The sequence below is a fragment of the Pseudomonas sp. PLMAX genome (assembly GCF_046042685.1).
Classification (GTDB): domain Bacteria; phylum Pseudomonadota; class Gammaproteobacteria; order Pseudomonadales; family Pseudomonadaceae; genus Aquipseudomonas; species Aquipseudomonas putida_AE.
Window position 1 is genome coordinate 2737178 of the sequence record NZ_CP064949.1, and the last position, 21617, is coordinate 2758794.

22 protein-coding genes and 1 pseudogene are annotated in these 21617 nt (G+C 61.5%); 2 read left to right on the plus strand and 21 right to left on the minus strand.

Annotation, left to right across the window (positions count from 1 at the left end; translation table 11 throughout):
* Window positions 1-23: 23 nt before the first annotated feature.
* The 8 genes from DKB71_RS12775 to DKB71_RS12810 form a co-directional block, all read right to left on the minus strand.
* Window positions 24-860 carry an IS3 family transposase gene (locus DKB71_RS12775; RefSeq protein WP_408600077.1) on the minus strand — a complete coding sequence of 279 codons (837 nt, stop codon included), beginning with the start codon at window positions 858-860 and terminating at the stop codon, window positions 24-26.
* Window positions 857-1162 carry a transposase gene (locus tag DKB71_RS12780; RefSeq protein WP_323609148.1) on the minus strand — a complete coding sequence of 102 codons (306 nt, stop codon included), beginning with the start codon at window positions 1160-1162 and terminating at the stop codon, window positions 857-859. The genes DKB71_RS12775 and DKB71_RS12780 overlap by 4 nt, the downstream gene beginning before the upstream one ends.
* Before the next feature lie 166 nt (window positions 1163-1328).
* Complete coding sequence (locus DKB71_RS12785) at window positions 1329-2249, minus strand: bifunctional 5,10-methylenetetrahydrofolate dehydrogenase/5,10-methenyltetrahydrofolate cyclohydrolase (protein ID WP_408600609.1); 921 nt, start codon at window positions 2247-2249, stop codon at window positions 1329-1331.
* 175 nt (window positions 2250-2424) lie between these two features.
* Complete coding sequence (locus DKB71_RS12790; protein WP_408600610.1) at window positions 2425-3786, minus strand: purine-cytosine permease family protein; 1362 nt, start codon at window positions 3784-3786, stop codon at window positions 2425-2427.
* 5 nt (window positions 3787-3791) lie between these two features.
* A complete protein-coding gene (locus tag DKB71_RS12795) occupies window positions 3792-4469 on the minus strand; it encodes an isochorismatase family cysteine hydrolase (RefSeq protein WP_274077863.1) in 678 nt (225 codons plus the stop codon).
* Window positions 4470-4578: 109 nt separating this feature from the next.
* The gene (locus DKB71_RS12800; RefSeq protein ID WP_162837834.1) at window positions 4579-4731 is read right to left on the minus strand and encodes a hypothetical protein; all 153 of its coding nucleotides are present in this window, start codon (window positions 4729-4731) and stop codon (window positions 4579-4581) included.
* 166 nt (window positions 4732-4897) lie between these two features.
* Window positions 4898-5941, minus strand: a complete 1044-nt coding sequence (locus DKB71_RS12805) for an LLM class flavin-dependent oxidoreductase (protein ID WP_274077865.1) — start codon at window positions 5939-5941, stop codon at window positions 4898-4900.
* Between the two features lie 154 nt (window positions 5942-6095).
* Window positions 6096-6581, minus strand: coding sequence for a flavin reductase family protein (locus DKB71_RS12810; RefSeq protein ID WP_274077866.1), 486 nt, complete (start codon window positions 6579-6581; stop codon window positions 6096-6098).
* 323 nt (window positions 6582-6904) lie between these two features.
* Between DKB71_RS12810 and DKB71_RS12815 the strand changes: the two genes are divergently transcribed.
* A complete protein-coding gene (locus tag DKB71_RS12815; RefSeq protein ID WP_323629164.1) occupies window positions 6905-8311 on the plus strand; it encodes a cytosine permease in 1407 nt (468 codons plus the stop codon).
* A 386-nt stretch (window positions 8312-8697) separates the two neighbouring features.
* Here DKB71_RS12815 and DKB71_RS12820 read toward each other — a convergent pair whose 3' ends face one another.
* The 5 genes from DKB71_RS12820 to ribBA form a co-directional block, all read right to left on the minus strand.
* A complete protein-coding gene (locus DKB71_RS12820; protein WP_274077868.1) occupies window positions 8698-9852 on the minus strand; it encodes an ABC transporter ATP-binding protein in 1155 nt (384 codons plus the stop codon).
* 15 nt (window positions 9853-9867) lie between these two features.
* Entirely contained in the window at window positions 9868-10677 is an 810-nt protein-coding gene (locus DKB71_RS12825; RefSeq protein ID WP_007976227.1) for an ABC transporter permease, read from the minus strand.
* A gap of 6 nt (window positions 10678-10683) precedes the next feature.
* Window positions 10684-11616: an ABC transporter permease gene (locus DKB71_RS12830; RefSeq protein ID WP_323607483.1), complete on the minus strand. Its 933-nt coding sequence runs from the start codon at window positions 11614-11616 to the stop codon at window positions 10684-10686.
* The gene (locus DKB71_RS12835) at window positions 11613-12638 is read right to left on the minus strand and encodes an ABC transporter substrate-binding protein (protein WP_274077870.1); all 1026 of its coding nucleotides are present in this window, start codon (window positions 12636-12638) and stop codon (window positions 11613-11615) included. The genes DKB71_RS12830 and DKB71_RS12835 overlap by 4 nt, the downstream gene beginning before the upstream one ends.
* A 370-nt stretch (window positions 12639-13008) precedes the next feature.
* A complete protein-coding gene (gene ribBA / locus DKB71_RS12840) occupies window positions 13009-14118 on the minus strand; it encodes a bifunctional 3,4-dihydroxy-2-butanone-4-phosphate synthase/GTP cyclohydrolase II (RefSeq protein WP_408600611.1) in 1110 nt (369 codons plus the stop codon).
* 71 nt (window positions 14119-14189) lie between these two features.
* Between ribBA and DKB71_RS12845 the strand changes: the two genes are divergently transcribed.
* A complete protein-coding gene (locus tag DKB71_RS12845) occupies window positions 14190-14486 on the plus strand; it encodes a DUF1330 domain-containing protein (protein WP_408600612.1) in 297 nt (98 codons plus the stop codon).
* 129 nt (window positions 14487-14615) lie between these two features.
* On the opposite strand, the gene DKB71_RS12850 is transcribed toward DKB71_RS12845, so the two are convergent.
* From DKB71_RS12850 to DKB71_RS12885, 8 genes and pseudogenes are all read right to left on the minus strand, one after another.
* Window positions 14616-15179 carry an NUDIX hydrolase gene (locus DKB71_RS12850; RefSeq protein WP_046817511.1) on the minus strand — a complete coding sequence of 188 codons (564 nt, stop codon included), beginning with the start codon at window positions 15177-15179 and terminating at the stop codon, window positions 14616-14618.
* A gap of 2 nt (window positions 15180-15181) precedes the next feature.
* Window positions 15182-15934 (minus strand): GntR family transcriptional regulator, encoded by a 753-nt coding sequence (locus DKB71_RS12855; RefSeq protein WP_046817510.1) that lies wholly within the window; start codon window positions 15932-15934, stop codon window positions 15182-15184.
* Window positions 15935-16010: 76 nt separating this feature from the next.
* Window positions 16011-16400 carry a carboxymuconolactone decarboxylase family protein gene (locus tag DKB71_RS12860; RefSeq protein ID WP_008059553.1) on the minus strand — a complete coding sequence of 130 codons (390 nt, stop codon included), beginning with the start codon at window positions 16398-16400 and terminating at the stop codon, window positions 16011-16013.
* 96 nt (window positions 16401-16496) lie between these two features.
* Window positions 16497-17945: pseudogene (locus DKB71_RS12865) on the minus strand (NAD-dependent succinate-semialdehyde dehydrogenase); the annotation flags it as partial.
* 151 nt (window positions 17946-18096) lie between these two features.
* Window positions 18097-18582: a flavin reductase family protein gene (locus DKB71_RS12870; protein ID WP_046817508.1), complete on the minus strand. Its 486-nt coding sequence runs from the start codon at window positions 18580-18582 to the stop codon at window positions 18097-18099.
* A 12-nt stretch (window positions 18583-18594) separates the two neighbouring features.
* The gene (locus DKB71_RS12875; protein WP_408600613.1) at window positions 18595-20076 is read right to left on the minus strand and encodes an aldehyde dehydrogenase; all 1482 of its coding nucleotides are present in this window, start codon (window positions 20074-20076) and stop codon (window positions 18595-18597) included.
* Window positions 20073-20906: an alpha/beta fold hydrolase gene (locus DKB71_RS12880; RefSeq protein WP_274077877.1), complete on the minus strand. Its 834-nt coding sequence runs from the start codon at window positions 20904-20906 to the stop codon at window positions 20073-20075. Before DKB71_RS12880 ends, DKB71_RS12875 begins: the two co-directional genes overlap by 4 nt.
* Window positions 20907-20948: 42 nt before the next feature.
* On the minus strand, window positions 20949-21539 hold the full coding sequence (locus DKB71_RS12885; protein WP_323607489.1) for an amino acid synthesis family protein: 591 nt from the start codon (window positions 21537-21539) through the stop codon (window positions 20949-20951).
* Between the last annotated feature and the right edge of the window lie 78 nt (window positions 21540-21617).

The following is a 21617-nucleotide window of genomic DNA, read 5'->3' on the forward strand; positions in this document are numbered from 1 at the left end:
ATCCCGGACACCGATTACGGTGTTTATGCCGCTTTTTGCTCCATAGCTATTGGCGACAGGTAGTTGTTGTAGCTGTGGAGCCTGGTGCGGTTGTAATACATGAAGAAGCGCACCATGTCGGTTTTTGCTTCTTCGACCATGCTGTAGCCGCTGCGGGGAACCCATTCTGATTTCAGTGTGCCGAAAAAACGCTCTGTTGGAGCGTTGTCCCAGCACTGTCCGCGATGACTCATGCTCTGCAAAATGCCGTGGCGGGCCAGTTCTTCTTGAAACTTACGACTGGTGTACTGACAGCCCTGATCCGAGTGGAACATCAGTCCCGGCGGGCAGGTTCGTACCTCTGTCGCCATGCGTAGCGCCTTGCTCACCAAGTTGGCGTCATTGACTAGAGAGAATGCCCAGCCAATGACTCGACGAGCAAACAGGTCAATTACGATGGCCAGGTGAACCCAGCGCTTACCCACCATCAAGCTGGTAACGTCGCCACACCAGACCTGATCAACAGCAGCCGGTTTGAAGTTGCGTTTGAGTCGATTAGGCGCAACAAATGCTTCAACCCCCTTGGACCTGAATGGATGCGGCTGGCGTTGTTTACTGACAATGTTGGCCTCCCTCATCAGTGTTCTGACAAGACTCCTTCCGACCGCTATGTTTTGCGACTTCAGGCCCTTGCTAATCATCCTGGAACCCATGGCTTCACGGCTTTCGCTGTGCAGTTCAACCACTTTCAGCTTGAGCTCCTCGCGTCTGACCTGCGGCTTGGCGAGCCGCTGAAGCCACTCATAAAAGCTGCTGCGCTTCACACCAAAAACGCGACACACGATAGCCGTCGGGAATGACTCTCTTAGCTCCGCAATCATCGAAAACGATCGGGATCCGACATCAAGAGAGCGGTAGCCTTTTTTAAGATCTCGGCCTCCATCTCCATACGCTTGATCTTGGCTTTTAGCTCCTGAATCTGGCGCTGATCTTCGGTAATCGCCTTGGTGCCTTTGACGGCCTGGCCCTCGCGTTCCTTGCGAACCTGATCGACCCAGCGCCGTAAAGCGGTGGGCCCGATATCCAGCGATGCACAAACATCTGGAACCGAACAGTTATCATCAAGCACCATGCTGGCAGCCTGAAGCTTGAACTCGCGGGTGTAGACCTTTCTTTCGTTCATGGAACCTCCAAGTTGGCGAAATCATATCGCCCTTAAGAGGTGTCCGGAATAATTAGGCCAGTTCAGCTTGCTCGCGATGGTCTCAAAGGCGCCGCGTGTAACCTGAAAACACGCGTCATCGTTAACGACCATCGCGAGCAAGCTCGCTCCTACATGTACACGTACATCAGACGAAGGCTGGTTCCGCCTGACGAATTCCCACCGCACGCTGCAACTGGCTGGCGATCAGGGTGTTCTTCAGCAGATAGGCAATGGTCATCGGCCCGACCCCACCGGGCACCGGTGTGATAGCGCTGGCGACCGTGCGCGCACTGGCGTAGTCGACATCGCCGACCAGTCGATTGCCCGACTCGCTGCTGATGCGATTGATCCCCACATCGATCACCACCGCCCCGGGCTTGAGCCAGCTCGCATCGATCAGCCCTGGACGACCCACCGCCGCCACCACGATGTCCGCCAGCCTGCACAAGGCCGGCGCATCGACGCTGCGCGAGTGCACCACACTGACCGAGCAGTCGGCCTGCAACAACAGCGTCGCCATGGGCTTGCCGACAATGTTCGAACGACCGATGACCACGGCGTGCTTGCCACTCAAGTCGCCGCAGGTTTCGTGCAGCAGGCGCATGCAGCCGCTTGGAGTGCAGGGTGTCAGCACTTCGATGCCCTGGACCAGGCCACCGACGTTTTCCCGATGAAACCCGTCCACGTCCTTGATCGGATCGATGGCATGGATCACCGCCGCTTCATCGATGTGGGCCGGCAACGGCAATTGCACCAGGATGCCGTTCACGGTGATGTCGGCGTTCAGTTGCGCGATCAGGTCCAGCACCTCGGCCTGACTGGCGTTTTCCGCCAGGCGGTACTCCAGTGAACGGATGCCGACCTCCCTGGCCCGCAGCAGCTTGTTGCGCACATACACTTCACTGGCCGGGTCTGCACCCACCAGCAGCACGGCCAGGGCCGGGAAGATCTGTTGTCGGGACAGGACCTCAACTTCTTCTCGAACCTCGTCGAGAACCAGGGCCGAGATGGCTTTGCCGTCGATATCGCGGGCAGGTGCGGGGGTGGCGTTGAGCAAAATAGTCACCGTTGTCTGATTGAGTGGGAGATGAAGCGATCACCGAGGCGCCGTTGCGCCCCGATGATGGATCAGAGACCTGCGGGCAAGGACGCTCAGGCTACCAGTTGATGGCAGCCATACACCACCAGCACGCCCGCGATCACTGCGCACCGCGTCCGACGTTGGGCTCTCCAGGGATGGATCAGGACAGTTCAGCGATGCGTTCGCCGCGCTTGCCGAGCTTCATCAGCCAGTAATAACTCACGGCCGGCACCAGCAAGCCGACCAGCCAGGCCAGGTCGACGCCATCGAGCGCCGTGGCCACTGGACCAACATAGAGCGTGGTATTCATGAACGGGATCTCCAGGGCAATCGCCAGGACAAAACTGCCGCAGGCGATCCAGTTGACCCGCCCGTAAATCCCGTTGAGGTCGAAGATGTCGTCGATCCGGTATTCACCTTTGCGCAGGCAATAGAAGTCCACCAGGTTGATCGCCGTCCAGGGGATCAGGAAGTAGCTCATGAAGAAAATGAAGTTGAGGAAGAAGGTGATGAAATCGTCCTGACTGATGGTGCACAGGCCGGTCGCCACCACGCTGATCACCAGCATGAACAGGCCACGCACCCGCGGCGTCACTTTCAATCGAGCGAAGGGTTCGATCACGGTGATGGTCGACATGAACGCACCGTACAGGTTGAACACGTTGATCGACACCTGGCCATAGACGATGAACGCGAACAGCAGGATCGCGCCGCTGCCGAACAGCCCGGCGACATGGCCGCCGACGTTGCTGGAAAAATCGCCGATGCCGACGCTCAGGATCGCCCCGAGAATCATCATCCAGGCACCGCCGCTGACCGTGCCGGCGTAGCTGTACCAGAACACCTGGGCGCTCGAGGTATTGCTCGGCAGATAACGCGAATAGTCGGCGACATAAGGCGCATAGGACAGCTGCCAGGTCACGGCGATGCTCACCGCCACCAGGAACTTCGACAGCGAGAACCCCGTCGGCAGCCATTGCTCGGCCGGGATCGACAGGTGCAGGGCGAACAGCGTGGCGGCGGCGAAGACCAGCAGCGAGAGGATCGACAGCAGCTTCTGCAAGCGGTGAATCAGCCGGTAGCCAAACAGCGCTACCACGAAGCACAGGGCGCCGATCAGGTAGATGTTGCCGCTGGCCGGCAGCGGGCTGACCGACTCCAGCGCCTGGGCCGCCAGCAGGGTATTGCTGACGAAGAACCCGAGGTAGATCAGCATTACGAACAGCAGCGGCAACACCGCCCCGAGCACGCCGAATTGCGCGCGGCTCTGGATCATCTGCGGAATGCCCAATTTTGGCCCCTGGGCGGAATGGGAGGCCATGAAAATCGCCCCCAGCAACGAGCCGACGACTATTGCCAGGGCGCTCCAGAACAGGTTGAGCCCCATCACCACCGGCAGCACGCCGGAGGCGATGGTGGTGATGTTCATGTTGGCGCCGAACCAGATGAAGAACAGCGACCCCGGCCGGCCATGGCGTTCGCCTTCGGGGATGAAATCGATGCTTCTTTTTTCAACTTGCATGGCGATTACTCCTGAGTCCGGGCGAGGTGGGCGTGCAAACGGGCGATGGTGCCTGGCAGCTCATGGGGCTGGTGGGCGAACAGGTCCGGGTGCTCGGGATTGAGGCTCAGGTAGTCGCGGTTTTCCAGGGCGCGTTGGCATTCGCTGCGGGTGAGGATTTCCAGGGAGTAGACCCAGTTGGCCATGATCAACAGGGCCGAGTAGTGGCCGGCGAGGGTGGTCGTGGTGCAGGCGTCGCTGACCAGGCGAATGTGGTAACCCAGGGCGAAGGCGTCGAACACCGTGGTCAGCACGCAGACATCGGTGAGCACGCCGCAGATGGTCAGCGTGTGAACGTCCAGCGCCTTGAGCCGGGCATCCAGGTCGGTACGGTGGAAGGCGCTGTAGCGGCCTTTATCGATCACCGTTTCAGCGGGCTGCGGGGCCAGGCTCTCGATGATCTCCACCTGGCGGGTGCCGGCGCGATAACCGCTGGGGCCGCCGTCGGGCGCGCGGGGTTCGCCGGGCGGCAGGTCGCTGCCATCGGCTGGATTGACATGACGGGTATAGAGGATCGGGACCCGCTGCTGGCGGGCGGTCTCGAGAAGGAAGGCCGTGTTGGCCACCACCGAGTCGAAGTGTTCGAGGACGAAGCCGTCCTCCTGTTGCATGTCGATGATCAACAGTGCGTTTTTATTGTTCATGGAGCAAACCTGATCATGGCCGGACGCGGTAGCGTCCCGAAGCACAATGCAGCGCAAGCGTGAGGCAATCGCCTGACGTTCGGCTACGTGAATTCCTGTTCGGGTGGGCTCAGTGAACTATTTGCCAGAAGCCGTTCTGCTTGGCGGTAACGCTGGCGCGCAGGCGCTTGAAATGCAGGTGCGAAGACGTCCAGCCACCGCGCAGGTAAGCCCGCGCGGCGCTGGAGGGAAGGGCGAGTGATTGGAGACGACCATTGGACATGGGAATCGACCCTTGTAGGAGCGAGCTTGCTCGCGAAGAGGGCAGCTCATTCAACATCGATGGCGACGGACCTGACGCTTTCGCGAGCAAGCCCGCTCCCACAGGTCAACGCGGTCATTCAGATGGCGCGCGTTATCGTTGGCGTCCATCGCGAGCAAGCTTGCTCCTACCGGAACGCCGGAACCACGTGCTTGATAAACAGCTCCAGGGACTTTTTCTTCTCGGCGTGCGGCAGGCTGTTGTCGCACCAGAAGCTGAACTCGTCGACGCCCAGTTCCTGATAGTACTTGATGCGCGGGATGATTTCTTCCGGGGTGCCGATCATGGCGGTCTTGTGCAGGCTCTCCAGTTCGAACTCCGGACGGCCGGCGAATTTCTCTTCCGGGCTGGGCTCCAGGAAGCCGTTGACCGGGGTTACCTTGTTGCCGAACCAGGCGTCGAAGGTGCGGTAGAACCTGGCGATGGCCTTGGCTCCGACTTTCCAGCCTTCGGGATTGTCGGCCGAGTGCACGTGGGTATGACGCAGCACCATCAATTGCGGGCGCGGCACGTCCGGGTTGTTGTCCAGGGCGGCCTGGAACTTGTTCTTCAGGTCGAGGACTTCTTCATCGCCTTTCATCAGCGGCGTGACCATCACGTTGCAGCCGTTGGCGACGGCGAAGTTGTGCGAGTCCGGGTCACGCGCGGCGATCCACATCGGCGGGTTCGGCTTCTGGATCGGCTTGGGCACGCTGGTGGACGTCGGGAATTTCCAGATGTCGCCGTCATGGGCGTAGTCGCCTTGCCACAGGGCACGTACTACCGGAACCATTTCCCGCAATGCCTGGCCGCCAGAGGAGGCGGGCATGCCGCCGGCCATGCGGTCGAATTCAACCTGGTAAGCGCCACGGGCCAGGCCCACTTCCATGCGCCCGTTGCTGATGACGTCCAGCAGCGCGCATTCACCGGCGACCCGGATCGGGTGCCAGAACGGCGCGATGATGGTGCCGGCGCCCAGGTGAATGGTGGTGGTCTTGCCGGCCAGGTAGGCCAGCAGCGGCATCGGGCTTGGCGAGATGGTGTATTCCATGGCGTGGTGTTCACCGATCCATACGGTGCTGAAACCACCGGCCTCGGCCATCAGCGTCAGTTCGGTCAAGTCTTCGAACAACTGGCGGTGGCTGACGCTTTCGTCCCAACGTTCCATGTGTACGAACAGGGAAAATTTCATGACGCTACCTCGAATCTCTTGTGGTCGACCCGTCGACTGCGGGGCTGTTGATTATTGGTATACCATAATACGATATTGATGCAACAATTTTAAGATCAGAAGATCGCAGCCTGCGGCAGCTCCTGCACAGGCGGTGATCTTTTGCCTGTAAGTGTCAGGCCAGAACGGGCAAGGCACCCATCTTGCCGTGGCAATACACCAGCGGTCCGGCGTTCTGCCGGGGCACGATCAGGTTCTTCACCGCGCCGACCATGATCGCGTGATCGCCCCCTTCATATTCGCGCCACAACTCGCATTCGATGACCGCCGTGGCGTTGGCCAGGATCGGGTTGCCCAGCTCGCTCAACGTCCACTCGATGCCCTGCGCCTTGTCCTTGCCCTTGCGTGCGAAGGCATAGGCTTCGCTCTGCTGGCCGCCGGACAGCACGTGAATGGCAAAGCGCTTGTTCCTGATCAGGACCGGGTAGGAGTCGGAGCTGTAGTTGGGGCAGAACAACACCAGGGCCGGGTCCATCGACAGCGAGCTGAAGGCGCTGGCGGTCAGGCCGACGATCTGGCCGTCGTCATCGAGTGTGGTGATCACGCAGACGCCGGACGGGAACGAGCCCATGACTTGTTTGTAGATGGCGGCATCGATCATTGGACTGTCCTCGGGAGTGGAACGTGGTTTTTATGAGTTTGTAGGTCTGATGGTATACCGTAATACATCGTTTGCAAGGTCTTTTTCGGTGAACCGATAAACGTAGGGTCGTCGTCGGAACCTCAATGTTTACGGGGCTTCAAGCGGGTCATGAACGCTAACTGGCGGGCAGGATGGCGGATCAGATGGGCATTTCAAGACCGGATCAGTCTTGTGAAAATGTTGGAATACCATAATATGGTGCGCATCTGAGGGGCGACCACAGAGTCCCCCCGGTTTGGCTTCATACAAAGATAAGAACAGACAAACTCGAGTTCATGCATATGTCCCAGATGTCCCGGCAAGACCCGTTGATCGAGAATCACACGGTCGATTACGTTCCACTCGCAGAGCGCCACGGGAAGGCCCGCGATCTTTTCACCCTATGGTTCAGCACCAACATCGCGCCGCTGCCCATCGTCACGGGTGCCATGGTGGTCCAGGTGTTCCACCTCGACCTGTTCTGGGGGTTGCTGGCGATTGCCCTCGGGCATATGGTCGGCGGGCTGGTGATTGCCCTGGCATCGGCCCAGGGGCCGCGCATGGGTATTCCGCAAATGGTCCAGAGTCGGGGGCAGTTTGGGCGCTATGGTGCGTTGCTGATCGTGTTCTTCGCCGCACTCATCTACGTCGGCTTCTTCATCTCCAACATCGTGCTGGCGGGCAAGTCGATTGTCGGTATCGCACCGTCGGTGCCAGTGCCGGCGAGCATCCTGATCGGCGCCCTGAGCGCCACGGCGATCGGCGTGATCGGTTACCGCTTCATCCATTCCCTCAACCGCATCGGCACCTGGGTCATGGGCAGCGCCTTGCTCGCCGGCTTCCTCTACATCTTCGCCCATGACCTGCCGGCGGACTTTTTCACCCGCGGCGGTTTCAACCTGTCCGGCTGGTTGGCCACGGTGTCCCTGGGGATCATCTGGCAGATCAGCTTTTCGCCCTACGTGTCGGACTACTCGCGCTACCTGCCGGCCGACATCGGCATCGCCAAGCCGTTCTGGGCCACCTACCTGGGGGCAACCCTGGGCACGATCCTGTCCTTCACCTTCGGCGCGGTGGCTGTACTGGCGACCCCGGAAGGCACCGAAGCAATGGCTGCGGTGAAGCAATCCACCGGCTGGCTGGGGCCGATCCTGATGGTGCTGTTCCTGCTCAACATCATCAGCCACAACGCCTTGAATCTGTATGGCGCAGTGCTGTCGATCATCACCTCGATCCAGACCTTCGCCAGTCAGTGGACGCCGAGCATCAAGGTGCGTGTGGTGTTGTCGACCGTGGTGCTGGTGGGCTGCTGTGTGGTGGCGCTGGGCGCTTCGGCGGACTTCATCTCGCAGTTCATCGGGCTGATCCTGGCGTTGCTGCTGGTGCTGGTGCCCTGGGCTTCGATCAACTTGATCGACTTCTATGTGATCAAGCGCGGGTCCTATGACATAACCTCGATCTTCCGTGCGGATGGCGGGATTTATGGGCGCTACAATCTGCATGCGATCGTCGCGTATTTCATCGGGATTGTTGTGCAGCTACCGTTTGCCAATACTTCGTTGTATGTCGGGCCTTATGCCAATCTGGTGGAGGGTGCGGACTTGTCGTGGCTGGTGGGATTGGTGGTGACTTGTCCGCTCTACTATTGCCTGGCTACCCGTGGGCGGGCTGAGCGGAGTCGGGCTTCTAAGTTGGGTTATACCGATTGATGGTTTTTGTTTGTCTGGAATGCCCGGCTTTTGGCCGGGCATTTTTGTTTTGCTCGTAAACATATCCGGATTGCTACCTGATCGCGGCTATACACGATCTACTGTAGAGCCGGCTTGCCGGCGATGGCGGCCTGACAACCGACCCATCTCTCGCGGCCGTCCCCAATCTACTGTAGGAGCTGGCTTGCCAGCGAAGGCGGCCTCACAACCGACCCATCTCTCGCGGCCCTACCCGATCTACTGTGGGAGCCGGCAGGCCAGCTCCCACAAGGTTTTGCAGTACTGCAGCAATGGATATGTACGCCAAAAAAAAGGGCCCCCGCAACCCGACGTTGCGGCGACCCGAGGGCGATACTCAATTAACGGCCCAGAGGAACCTCAAGGCATCAATGCGCCCCTGCAGCCTTGTTCAAATCACTCTCCGCCCACTCGGTATAAACACAAGCATCCGCAGTCGCCCAACGCACCCGCACCGGATCACCCGCCTGCATCGGCATGCCCGCCGCAGAAAGCGCCTTGACGGTCATCGACGTACCGCCCGAAGTCACCACGCTGCACGTCTGGCTTTCACCCAGGAACAACACCTCCACCACCTTGGCCGTCACTTCATTCCAGCCCGCGGCCAGCGGTTCCTGGGCGGCTTGCTCGATGCTCAGGGCCAAGGCCTTTTCCGGCCGCACCATCAGCAACACATCCTGATCGGTTTGCAGCCCGGCCGTCAGGCGGATCGACAGCGGCTGCCCTTCGAACGAAGCCACCGCGTTGCCCTGGGCCTTGAGCTTGAGGAAGTTCGAGTTGCCGAGGAACGAGGCGACAAAGGCGTTCGGCGGGTTCTGGTACAGGTCATAACCGCTGCCCAGGCCGACGATCTTGCCGTGGCTGAAGATCGCGATGCGCTGGGACAGGCGCATGGCTTCTTCCTGGTCGTGGGTCACGTAGACGATGGTGATGCCCAGGCGCCGATGCAGCTGGCGCAGTTCGTCCTGCAAGTCTTCACGCAGTTTCTTGTCCAGTGCGCCCAGCGGTTCATCCATCAGCAGGATGCGTGGTTCGTAGACCAGCGCCCGGGCGATGGCGACACGTTGCTGCTGGCCGCCGGAGAGTTGCGAAGGGCGGCGATGGGCGAATTGCTCGAGCTGCACCAGCTTGAGCATGGCATCGACCCGACGTTCACGCTCGGCGGTGGCCAGTTTGCGGATCGCCAGCGGGAAGGCGATGTTGTCGCGCACAGAAAGATGCGGGAACAGCGAGTAGCGCTGGAACACCATGCCGATGTCACGCTTGTGCGGCGGCACGTTCACCAGCGACTGGCCATTGACCAGGATCTCGCCGCTGCTCGGGGTTTCAAAACCGGCGAGCATCGACAGGGTGGTGCTTTTTCCGGAGCCGCTGGAGCCAAGGAAGGTGAGGAATTCACCGTCCTTGATGTCCAGCGAGATGTCGTCCACGGCGGCAAAGTCGCCGTAGTATTTGTTCAGGTTGCGCAGGCTCACCAGGGGCTTGTCATTTTGCTGCGCGGAATCTTTGATCACTGCACTCATGTCGTACTCCTGCGCTTAGGCGCTGATTTCGTTGCGCCGGCGCAGTGCGGCGGCGATCACCATGACCAGTACCGAGAGGCCGATCAGCAGCGTCGAGGCGACGGCGATCACGGGCGTCAGGTCCTGGCGCAGGGTGGTCCACATTTTCACGGGAAGGGTTTGCAGGGTCGGGCTGGCCATCATCACGCTCAGCACCACTTCATCCCACGAGACGAGGAAGGCGAAGAGGGCGCCGGCTACCATGCCCGGACGGATCGCCGGAAAGGTCACCTTGAACACCGCCTGCAGGCGCGAGGCACCGCAGATCACCGCGGCATCTTCGATCGACTGGTCGAACAGCTTCAGCGAGTTGATGATCGAAATGATGGTGAACGGCAACGCGACGATCACGTGGCTGACCACGAACGCGAACATGGTCCCGGTGTAGCCCAGTTTCAGGAACAGCGCGTACACCGCCACGGCAATGATCACCAGCGGCACGATCATCGGCAGGGTGAACAGGCCGTAGAGCATTTCCCGGCCGGGAAAGCGCCCGCGCACCAGGGCGAAGGCGGTCGGCAGGCCCAGGGCCACGGCGAAGAACGTGGTCAATACCGCGACCTTGAGGCTGGCCATGGCCGCGTTCATCCAGTCGGCGTTGGAGAAAAACTGGCCGTACCATTTCAGCGTCCAGCCCGGTGGCGGGAACACCAGCCATTGCGACGAGCCGAACGACAGCAGGACGATGAACACGATCGGCAACAACAGGAACAGACCGATCAGCCCGGTGGTGGCATACAGGCCAAAGCGCATCCGGCGGCTCATGGCATTGGGGGTCAGGAGCATGACGGCTTACCTCGCGTTGCTGGCGCCAACCGGGGATTCCGGCTGAAGCTTCAGGTAGAAGTAGAACAGCACCAGCGTGATCACGATCAGCAACGCGGCACCGGCGCTCGCCAGGCCCCAATTGAGGAACGACTGCACCTGCTGGATGATGAACTCGGGCAGCATCATGTTCTGCGCACCACCCAGCAACGCTGGCGTCACGTAGTAACCGAGGGACATCACGAACACCATCAAGCCACCGGAGAACAGCCCCGGCCGGCACAGCGGCAGGAACACCCGGAAGAAGTTGGTCCAGGGACTCGCGCCGCAGATCGAGCCGGCCTGCAGGATCATCGGGTCGATGGCCTGCATGGTCGCCTGCAGCGGCAGCACGATGAACGGGATCATGATGTAGCTCATGCCGATCACCACGCCGGTGAGGTTATGCACCATCTCCAGCGGCTGATCGATGATGCCCATGGCCATCAGCGCCTTGTTGATCACCCCGGAGGCTTGCAGCAACACCAGCCAGGAATAGGTGCGGGCGAGGAGGCTGGTCCACATCGACAACAGCACGATGTTGAGGATCCAGCGACCCCAGCCACGGGGCACCAGGGTGATCGCCCAGGCCAGCGGGAAACCCAGCAGCAGGCTGAACAGCGTCACCAGGCCGGCCACCGAGAAGGTGTTGAGCAAGACCCGGGCATAGGCCGAGTTGGCGAACAGCTGCTCGTAGTTGCCCAACCCAGGCACAGGCTCCAGCACGCCGCGCAGCAGCAGGCCGATCAGGGGTGCCAGGAAGAACAGGCCGAGGAACAGCAGGGCGGGGATCAGGTTGCTCGATCCGCGCCAGCGTTGCGCCAGGGTCGGGGTTTGCGTCATCGCAGCGGCCTTGCCGGCAGCGCCAAGGGCGCTCCCGACGGGCGAGGATGGACGGGACGCAGTTGCCGTCATTTTCATTTGACCAGCCATTCGTTCCACCGTGTCGCGATAGCAGGACCGTTCTTGGCCCAGTAGGCGAAATCAAGAGTGATTTGATCCTTGGCGTAGGCCGTCGGCAGGTTCGGGGCCAGCTCCGAGTCCAGGCGCGCCACGCTGTCGACGTTGACCGGGGCGTAGGCGGTCAGGTTGGAGAAGTCGGCCTGGCCCTTGGCACTGCTGGCATTGGCCAGGAACTTCATCGCCGCGTCCTTGTTCTTCGAACCTTTTGGAATGACCAGGATGTCGGCCATGACCAGGTTCTGTTTCCAGCTCACGCCGACCGGTGCACCGTCTTCCTGCAGGGCGTGAATGCGACCGTTCCAGAACTGGCCCATGCTCGCTTCACCGGAGGCCAGCAGCTGTTGCGACTGAGCGCCGCCACCCCACCAGACGATGTCTTTCTTGATGGTGTCGAGTTTCTTGAAGGCGCGGTCCAGGTCCAGCGGGTAGAGCTTGTCGGCGGCGACGCCATCGGCCAGCAGCGCCAGTTCTAGCACGCCAGGGCTTGGCCATTTGTAGAGGGCGCGTTTGCCGGGGAAGGTCTTGGTATCGAACAGCGAGGACCAGTCCTGGGGTTTGTTGGCACCCAGCTTGCCTTCGTTGTAGCCGAGGACGAAAGAGAAGAAGAACGAGCCGACGCCGTGATCGGAAACGAAGCGCGGGTCGATCTTGGCGCGATCGATGACTTTGAAATCGAGGGGTTCGAGCAGGCCTTCGGCGGCGGCGCGCAAGGCGAAGTCGGCTTCGACGTCGACCACGTCCCACTGCACGTTGCCGCTTTCGACCATGGCCTTGAGCTTGCCGTAGTCGGTAGGGCCATCCTGGACCACGGTGATACCGGTGGACTTGCTGAACGGATCGGCCCAGGCCTGCTTCTGTGCATCCTGAGTGCTACCGCCCCAGCTGACGAAGTTGACGCTTTCGGCCGCCATAACCACATGACTGGCCGTGGCCAGCAAGCCGGCGAACAGTACTGCGGTTGCACGTTTGTTCAACACCATTTTCACGCCCTCATTTGTTGTGTTTTTGAGCGGGCTTGGTAGTGCCCGCCTATCGGGAGCAGTAGGTCCATCTGGCCTTGAAAGGCGACCGGGCCAAGGGCTGTTGTGGGTGCTTTCCCTGTCGGGTGCGCTTGGCTGAATCGCCCGGTCTATGGAATATCATATTATGGTATTCCATACTTTGTGCAAGCACTTTGCCTTACCGGCTATCAGCCAAAATCGAGATTTTTGCAGCTGGACCTGTCAGTCGGTCAACGCGATCCATTGTGGGAGCGGGCTTGCTCGCGAAAGCGGCATGTCAGGCAATACAGATGCTGACAGGCATACCGCATTCGCGAGCAAGCCCGCTCCCACAGGGGCATGCATCCGGTCAGAAAGTGAACGGGATGCTCTCGACGACTTCCAGGTCATACCCGGTCAGCCCTGCATATTTCAACGGCGGCCCAAGATGCCGCAGCTTGCCGACGCCAAGGTTCTGCAGGATCTGTGCCCCGGTACCGACTTCCGAATAGATCCGTGACTGCGAACGGCTGAATTGCCGCGGCGCCTGGGTCAGTTGCGGCACCCGCTCCAGCAACGCTTGCGAGGATTCGTGGTTGGCCAGCACCACCACCACGCCGCGACCTTCCTGCGCCACGCGCTGCAATGCGGCCCATAACGTCCAGTTGGAAGGCCCGCTGTACTCGGCGCCCACCAGATCGCGCAACGGGTCGATTACGTGCACGCGCACCAGCGTCGCTTCATCGCGGCGCAGATCACCCATGACCATTGCCATGTGGACACCGCCTTCGATGCGATCCTCAAAGGTGATCAGACGAAAGGTGCCGTGCACCGTCGGCAGCTCGCGCTCGCCGATGCGCACCACCGTGTGCTCGGTACTTAAACGATAGTGGATCAGGTCGGCGATGGTGCCGATCTTGATCCCGTGCTTGTGCGCGAACACTTCCAGGTCCGGGCGGCGAGCCATGGTGCCGTCATCGTTCATCACTTCGACGATCACCGAGGCGGGGGTGAAGCCGGCCAGGCGAGCCAGGTCGCAACCGGCCTCGGTGTGGCCGGCGCGGGTCAGTACGCCGCCTTCCCGGGCGCGCAGCGGGAAGATGTGCCCGGGCTGGACGATATCGGCGGCGCTCGCACCCTGGGCGACGGCGGCGGCCACGGTGCGCGCGCGGTCGGCGGCGGAGATGCCGGTGGTGACGCCCACCGCCGCTTCGATCGACACGGTGAACGCGGTGCTGAACACGCTGCCATTGCTCGGCACCATCTGCTCAAGGCCCAGGCGCTGGCAATGCTCGTCGGTCAGGGTCAGGCAGATCAGGCCGCGCGCTTCACGGGCCATGAAGCTGATGGCTTCGGCGCTGCAACGGTCGGCGGCCAGCAACAGGTCGCCTTCGTTTTCCCGGTCCTCGTCGTCCACCAGGAGCACCATCTTGCCTTGGCGGTAGTCTTCGATGATTTCTTCGATGCTGTTGAAGGCCATGTAAGGATTCTCGGTGTTTGATGGAGATATACTGTGGTATACCATAATACAAAACAACCACAGAGGTCACTATGAAGGCGTACTGGATTGCTCACGTGGATATCACCGACCCCGATCAATACAGCCAATACACCCAGCGGGCCCCGAAGGCTTTTGCCGAATACGGTGGTCGGATATTGGCGCGCGGCGGACGCAGCGAAGCGATGGAAGGTCGGCCGACGCCGCATCGCAGCGTGGTGATCGAGTTTGATTCGTACGAACAGGCGTTGGCCTGTTATCGATCCGAGCTGTATCAGGAGGCGAAAGGGCACCGCGAAGGCGTGGCGCGGGCCGAGGTGATCATCGTCGAAGGTGTGTCACCAACCTGAAGATCGCCACATAACCCTGTAGGAGCCGGCTTGCCGGCGAAGGCGTCCTTGAGTATTGCATAGGTCTCGCGGGCGCCTTCGCTGGCAAGCCAGCTCCTACAAGGGATGGCGGAATATTGGAGGGTTTCGCTAGCGGATGAAATGGATCTTGCCGGTGTCGTCGTTACCGATATAGATCCCGTAGACCCCGGCCTGGCGCTCCTCGATATAACGCTCGAGGATCTGCCGGATCGCCGGGTAATAGATGCTGTCCCAGGGAATGTCCTCAGGCGCGAAGAATTTGTAGTCGAGGGTTTCCGGCCCGTACTGACCGGTAATCTCCAGCGCGATGGCGCGGAAGATGATGTACACCTCGCTGATCTTCGGCACGCTGAAGATCGAGTAGGGCGAGAGGATCTCCGCGCGCACGCCGCTCTCTTCCCAGACTTCGCGCAGCGCCGCCTGCTCGGTGGTTTCGCCACCTTCCATGAAGCCCGCCGGCAAGGTCCAGGTGCCGGGGCGCGGGGGGATGGCGCGCTGGCACAGCAGGTACTTGCCGTCCTGCTCGATGATGCAGCCGGCGATGATTTTCGGATTGACGTAGTGGATGTAGCCGCAGCCGCGGCACATCAGGCGCTCGTGCGTATCGCCCGGGGGCAGTTGTGACTTGAGGTCATTGCTGCCGCACTTTGGACAATAGCTCGGGCTGAACATGATCAACGACCTATGCGAGGTTCTTTGAGTGCGATGGGCTGGGTGATCTCGGGGATCGCCCCGGTCTCTTCCTGCTTGCGCTTGAGGTAATCGAGGGCGACGGTGGCGGCGGCGCGCACGTGGTCGACGCACGCCTGGTGAGCGGCCAGGGGATCACCGCTCTTGATCGCCTCGACCATGCGTTCCATTTCCTGGTTGCTGGCGCCGCGACGGTTCTGCTGGGACACCGAAGTCGCCCGCAGATAGCTGATGCGCGCCTGCAACTGACGCAACTGGGTCGCGGCGACGTGGTTGCCGGAGCCTTCGAGCAGCACGTCGTAGAAACCCTGGACGGAGTCGATGACCTGCTGCAGCTCGCCTTCCTTCAAGGCCTGGCGGTTTTCTTCCAGGGCCTTTTCCAGGGCCTTGATGTCCTTGGCCTTGGCCCGCAGGGTGAACAGCTGGACGATCAGGCCCTCGAGTACGCAACGTAGCTCATAGATATCGACGGCATCGGCCAGGGTGATGATCGCCACCCGCGGGCCCTTGGCATCGGCAAACTCCACCAGGCCTTCGGATTCCAGGTGACGCAAGGCTTCGCGCACCGAGGTGCGGCTCACGCCCAGGCGATCGCACAGATCGCGTTCGACCAGTCGATCTCCCGGCAGGAGCTGGAAGTTCATGATGGCACTTCGCAGTTTATCCAGCACGATTTCGCGCAGGGTAACGGGGTTGCGATTGACCTTGAAGCTGTCGTCGAGTGGCAGGCGTTTCATGGGGTCCGCTCTAGAATGTGGCTGTCCATGCAAAACGGGCACCGTCCGTGCTCGTTCAGATCAAAACAGCCGAGGGTTAACTTGAGGCCTCGGCATCGGCTTCGGCGAATGCTTCCCGGGCGAGCCGGAAACTGTCGACGGCAGCGGGAACACCGCAATATATGCCGACCTGAAGCAGAATTTCGCGTATTTGCTCACGACTCAGGCCGTTACGCAAGGCGCCGCGCACATGCAGCTTGAGTTCGTGCGGGCGGTTGAGGGCCGAGATCATGGCCAGGTTGATCATGCTGCGCTCCTTGAGCGACAGACCCTCACGGCCCCAGACGTGGCCCCAGCAGTACTCGGTGACCATCTCCTGCAGGGGGCGGGTGAAGTCGTCGGCGTTCTCGATGGAGCGATTCACATAGGCTTCGCCGAGCACCTGGGTGCGGATCTTCAGGCCTTTTTCGTATTTTTCGTTGCTCATTCGATGATCTCCTTAGACCCCTGTAGAGCCCGGCTTGCCGGCGAAGGCGTATTTGAGGGCGCCTTCGCCGGCAAACTCAGTCCTACAGGTATTGATCAGCCCACCCATCAAGGTGTATTTGAGTTCAAGGTAATCCTCGATGCCATATTTGGAGCCTTCGCGCCCCAGCCCCGAGGATTTGATCCCGCCAAACGGCGCGACTTCGGTGGAGATCAACCCTTCGTTGATTCCGACCATGCCGTATTCCAGCGCTTCGCTCATGCGCCAGGCGCGGCCCAGGTCGCGGGTGTAGCAGTAGGCAGCCAGGCCGAATTCGGTGTCGTTGGCCATCTGCACGGCCTCGGATTCGCTGGCGAAACGGAACACCGCGGCGAGCGGACCGAAAGTTTCTTCCCGGGCGACTTTCATCTGCGTGGTGATGCCGGCCAGGACCGTGGGCTGGAAAAAGCCATGGCCCAACGCGTGGCGTTCGCCGCCGCAGAGCAAGCGGGCACCTTGGGCCAGCGCGTCCTGCACATGGTCTTCTACCTTGGCCACGGCGCGCTCGTTGATCAGCGGACCCTGGGTGACGCCGTCGGCGAAACCGCTGCCAACCTTGAGTTGCGAGACCCGTTCGGCCAACCGCGCGACGAAAGCGTCGTGAATACCGTCCTGCACCAGGAAGCGATTGACGCAGACGCAGGTCTGGCCGGCATTGCGGAATTTGGCGATCAGCGCGCCTTCCACGGCACGTTCCAGATCGGCGTCGTCGAAGACGATAAAAGGCGCGTTGCCGCCCAGTTCCAGTGACACCTTTTTCAGCGTCGGCGCGCACTGCGCCATCAGCAACTTGCCAATGGCCGTGGAGCCGGTGAACGACAGTTTGCGCACCAGCGGGCTAGCGGTCAGTTCGGCGCCGATGGCGATGGCATCGCCGGTGATCACGTTGAAAATACCGGCGGGAATGCCGGCCTGCTCGGCCAGCGCGGCCATGGCCAGAGCCGAGAACGGCGTCTCCGGCGCCGGCTTGACGATGCACGGGCAACCGGCCGCCAGCGCCGGGCCGGCCTTGCGGGTGATCATCGCCGCGGGGAAGTTCCAGGGGGTGATCGCCGCGACGACACCGATCGGCTCCTTGCTCACGACAATGCGCGCATCGCCCTTGTGGCTGGGAATGGTGTCGCCGTAGATGCGCTTGGCTTCTTCGGCGAACCACTCGATGAAGCTGGCGGCGTAGAGGATTTCACCCTTGGCTTCGGCCAACGGCTTGCCTTGTTCGAGGGTGAGGATTTCGGCCAGGGCATCGGCGTTTTCCAGCATCAGCGCGTGCCAGCGCTTGAGCGTATTGCTGCGTTCCTTGGCGGTGAGTGCGCGCCAGGCCGGCCAGGCCTTGTTGGCGGTGTCGATGGCCTGGCGTGCGTCTTCGGCGCCGAGGTTTGGCACCTGGCCGATCAACTCGCCGGTGGCCGGGTTGAAGATGTCCTGTTGCGCACCGTCGGGCGCACCCAGCCATTGGCCGTTGATGTAGGCCTGCTGGCGGAACAGTAACGAGGCTGCTGGGCTCATGCCGGCTCCTGACAAAATTTAAAAAATCTGCACGGACCCCTGTGGGAGCGGGCTTGCTCGCGAAAGCTGTGGGTCAGTCAATATTGATGTCAACTGATACTCCGCCTTCGCGAGCAAGCCCGCTCCCACAGGGTTTTTTGTGTGGAACCGATCAGGCCAGGGTGGGCAGGGGGCCCAGCTTGCCTTTGTGGTAGATCATCGGCGTCACCGGTTGCTCGGGCAGGATCAGGTTCTTCACCGCACCGACGATGATGGCGTGGTCGCCGCCATCGTATTCGCGCCACAGTTCGCACTCGATGATCGCCGTGGCCTTGCGCAGCAACGGGTTGCCCAGTTCGCTCAAGTGCCACTCGATGCCGTTGGCCTTGTCCTTGCCTTTGCCGGCAAACGCATAGGCTTCGGCGGTCTGGTCGGCGGACAGCAGGTGAATCGCGAACTGCTTGCTGTCGCGCAGGATCGGGTAGGTGTCAGAGGCGTAGTTGGGGCAGAACAGCACCAGTGCCGGATCGATCGACAGCGCACTGAAGGCGCTGGCGGTGATGCCGACGATGCCGCCCGCCGGGTCCAGGGTGGTGACCACCGTGACCCCGGAAGGGAACGAGCTCATGACGTCTTTGTAAATGCCGGGTTCGATCATTTCTCAGGACTCCTAGCGCATCACGAATGGATCAGGCATCGGTGCCTGGGACAGATTGATCCACACCGTTTTCAGCTCGGTGTAGGCCAGCACGGAATCGATGCCGCTTTCGCGTCCATAGCCACTGTTCTTGAAGCCGCCGATCGGCGCCATGGCCGACACCGCGCGGTAGGTATTGACCCAGATGATCCCCGAACGCACGTCCCGGGCCAGGCGATGGGCGCGGCCCAGGTCGCGGGTCCAGATGCCGGCGGCGAGGCCGAACTGCGAGTCGTTGGCGATCGCCAGGGCTTCGGCTTCGTCCTTGAAACGGATGACCGAAGCCACCGGGCCGAACACTTCTTCCTGCATGATCTTCATTGAATTGCGGTCGCATTCGAACAGGGTCGGCTCATAGAACCAGCCTTCGCCCAGATTCTGCGGGCGCTTGCCACCCAGGCGCAGTGTTGCCCCTTCGGCAATGGCATCGGCCACCAGTCCTTCCACCACGGCCAGCTGCTGCGCGGTGGCCATCGGGCCCATTTCGCTGCTGTCTTCCTGCGGGTTGCCGATGCGGATGCGTTGGGCGCGTTCCACCAGGCGAGCGACGAATTCGTCGTAGATTTCGTCCTGCACCAGCAGGCGCGAACCCGACACACAGCTTTGCCCGGAGGCGGCGTAGATCCCGGCGATGGCGCCGTTGATCGCGCTGTCGAGGTCGGCGTCGGCGAAGATGATGTTCGGCGACTTGCCGCCCAGTTCCAGGGACAATTTCGCGAAGTTCTCGGCGCTGCTGCGCACCACATGCCGGGCCGTGGCCGCGCCACCGGTGAAGGCGATCTTGCGCACCAGCGGATGGCGGGTGAGGGCGGCACCGGTGCTCGGGCCGTAACCGGTGACGACGTTGACCACGCCCGGCGGGATGCCGGCTTCCAGCGCCAAACGCGCCAGTTCGAGAATGGTCGCCGAGGCGTGCTCGGACGGCTTGATCACGATGGTATTGCCCGCCGCCAGGGCCGGCGCCAACTTGATCGCGGTCAGGTACAGCGGGCTGTTCCACGGAATGATCGCGGCGACCACGCCCATGGCTTCGTGCACGGTGTAGGCAAACAGGTCGGGCTTGTCCAGCGGCAGGGTGCCGCCTTCGAGCTTGTCGGCCAGCCCTGCGGTGTAGTGGAAGAACTCCGGCAGGTAGCCGACCTGGCCGCGGGTCTCGCGGATCAGCTTGCCGTTGTCGCGGCTTTCCAGCTGCGCCAGTTGTTCCTTGTTTTCGGCGATCAGGTCGCCCAGTCGGCGCAGCAACTTGCCCCGGGCGGTGGCGGTCAGGCCACGCCAGGCCGGGCTGTCGAAGGCGGTCTGCGCAGCCTGTACGGCGCGCTCGACGTCGGCTTCGTCGGCATCGGGCAGTTCGGCCCAGGGCTCGGCCAGGGCCGGATTGAGGCTTTCGAAAGTCTTGCCGGAGAGGGCATCGACCCATTCACCGCCGATGCACATCTGGAAGCGTGTGAGTGTCATGCAACGATCCCCTTGATCTGGTTTTGTCGGGAGTGCGCAGTGTCGAGAAACTCCAGCAACAGCTGGTTGACCAGGCGCGGCGATTCTACGGGCATCATATGCCGCTGCTCGGCGAGCACGGCAACCTTCGCGCCGGGAATGCGCTGGGCCAGTTGCTCGGCCATTTCCGGGGTCGACCCGGGGTCGAGTTCGCCGGTGGCGATCAACGCCGGTACCTGGATGTTGCCCAGGTCCTCGGCGCGGTACATGTCCTGGGTGGCAAACAATTCGTAGGTGGTCAGGTAACCCTGGGGGTCATTGCCCGCCAGCGTCTGGCGAATTGCGGCGATCTGCGCCGGATTGGCCGCCTGGTATTCACGGCTGAACCAGCGTGACAGCGCGGCTTCGGCGTTGGCGTCCGGACCGTGCTCGGCGGCCTGGCTGGTGCGGGCGATCACGCCGGCACGTTGTTCAGCGGTGCGGTTGAACACACTGTTGAGCACCACCAGGCTTTGCAGGCGTTGCGGGTAATGCAGGGCGAAAGCCCGCGCCACCAGCCCACCCATTGAGAAACCGATCACCGCCGCCTTGGGCAATTGCAGATGATCGAGCAGCTCCAGCAACTGATCGGCATAACCGAGCAGCGGCGTGCCGCTTTCAGGGCGCGGGCTGGCGCCATGGCCAAGCATGTCGTAGGCGATGACGCGGTATTGCGTGGCCAGGCCAACGATCTGGCCGCCCCACATTTCTTTGTTCAGGCCCACGCCGTGGATCAAGACCACGGGCTGGCCTTGGCCGGTCGCCAGGTAACTGGTGCCAGCCGGGGTGCGTTCAGCGGTGAGCCGAATCATGGAGCGCTCCTGCATACCTTTTTGTTGTAGTGACCGACCGTCTTACTGGGCTTTTTCGGCAGCCAGTTCTTCCAGGTCGATGTAGCGGTTGCCGATGCGTGGGTGCAGGCGGCCGCCATCGGCGCAACCCAGGACCACGACGATTTCGTCGGCACGTGGCGCGTCTTCGATCTTCATTTCCAGGGTGATGTAGTGCGAACGCAGGCCTTCATCGTCCTTGTGCATCATCGGGATCTGGATCGAAGTGCCCGGGCCGCCGCGCTTGTTGGTAAAGCTCAGGTAGCTCTTGGCTTTCACCGCTTCGCGGTAATGGTTGCCGAAGCGCAGGGTGTGGATCACCGCGGACGCGTGTTCGATTTCACCGTCGGCACCGACCACGGCAGCCTTGCCATAGGCTTCGATCTTCTCGGCACCGCCGATGATGCCCACCAGGCGCTCGACCATCATTGCGCCAAGGTCGGAGCAGTTGGCGCGGATCTGCGGCTTGAGGTCTTCAACGAAACCGTTGCCCAGCCAGGGGTTCTTCATCACCACGGCCAGCCCGACCATGGTCACAGGCTTGTCGGTGGCTTTGCCGCCTTCGATGAAGGTTTCTTCGACATAGCTGACGATCTTGCGGATTTCGAAACTCATGAGCTGCTCCGTATCAGGGTGGAAGGTGTCTGTGCGTATGATGGTATACCATAATACCGGATGCGCAATAGCCTGATG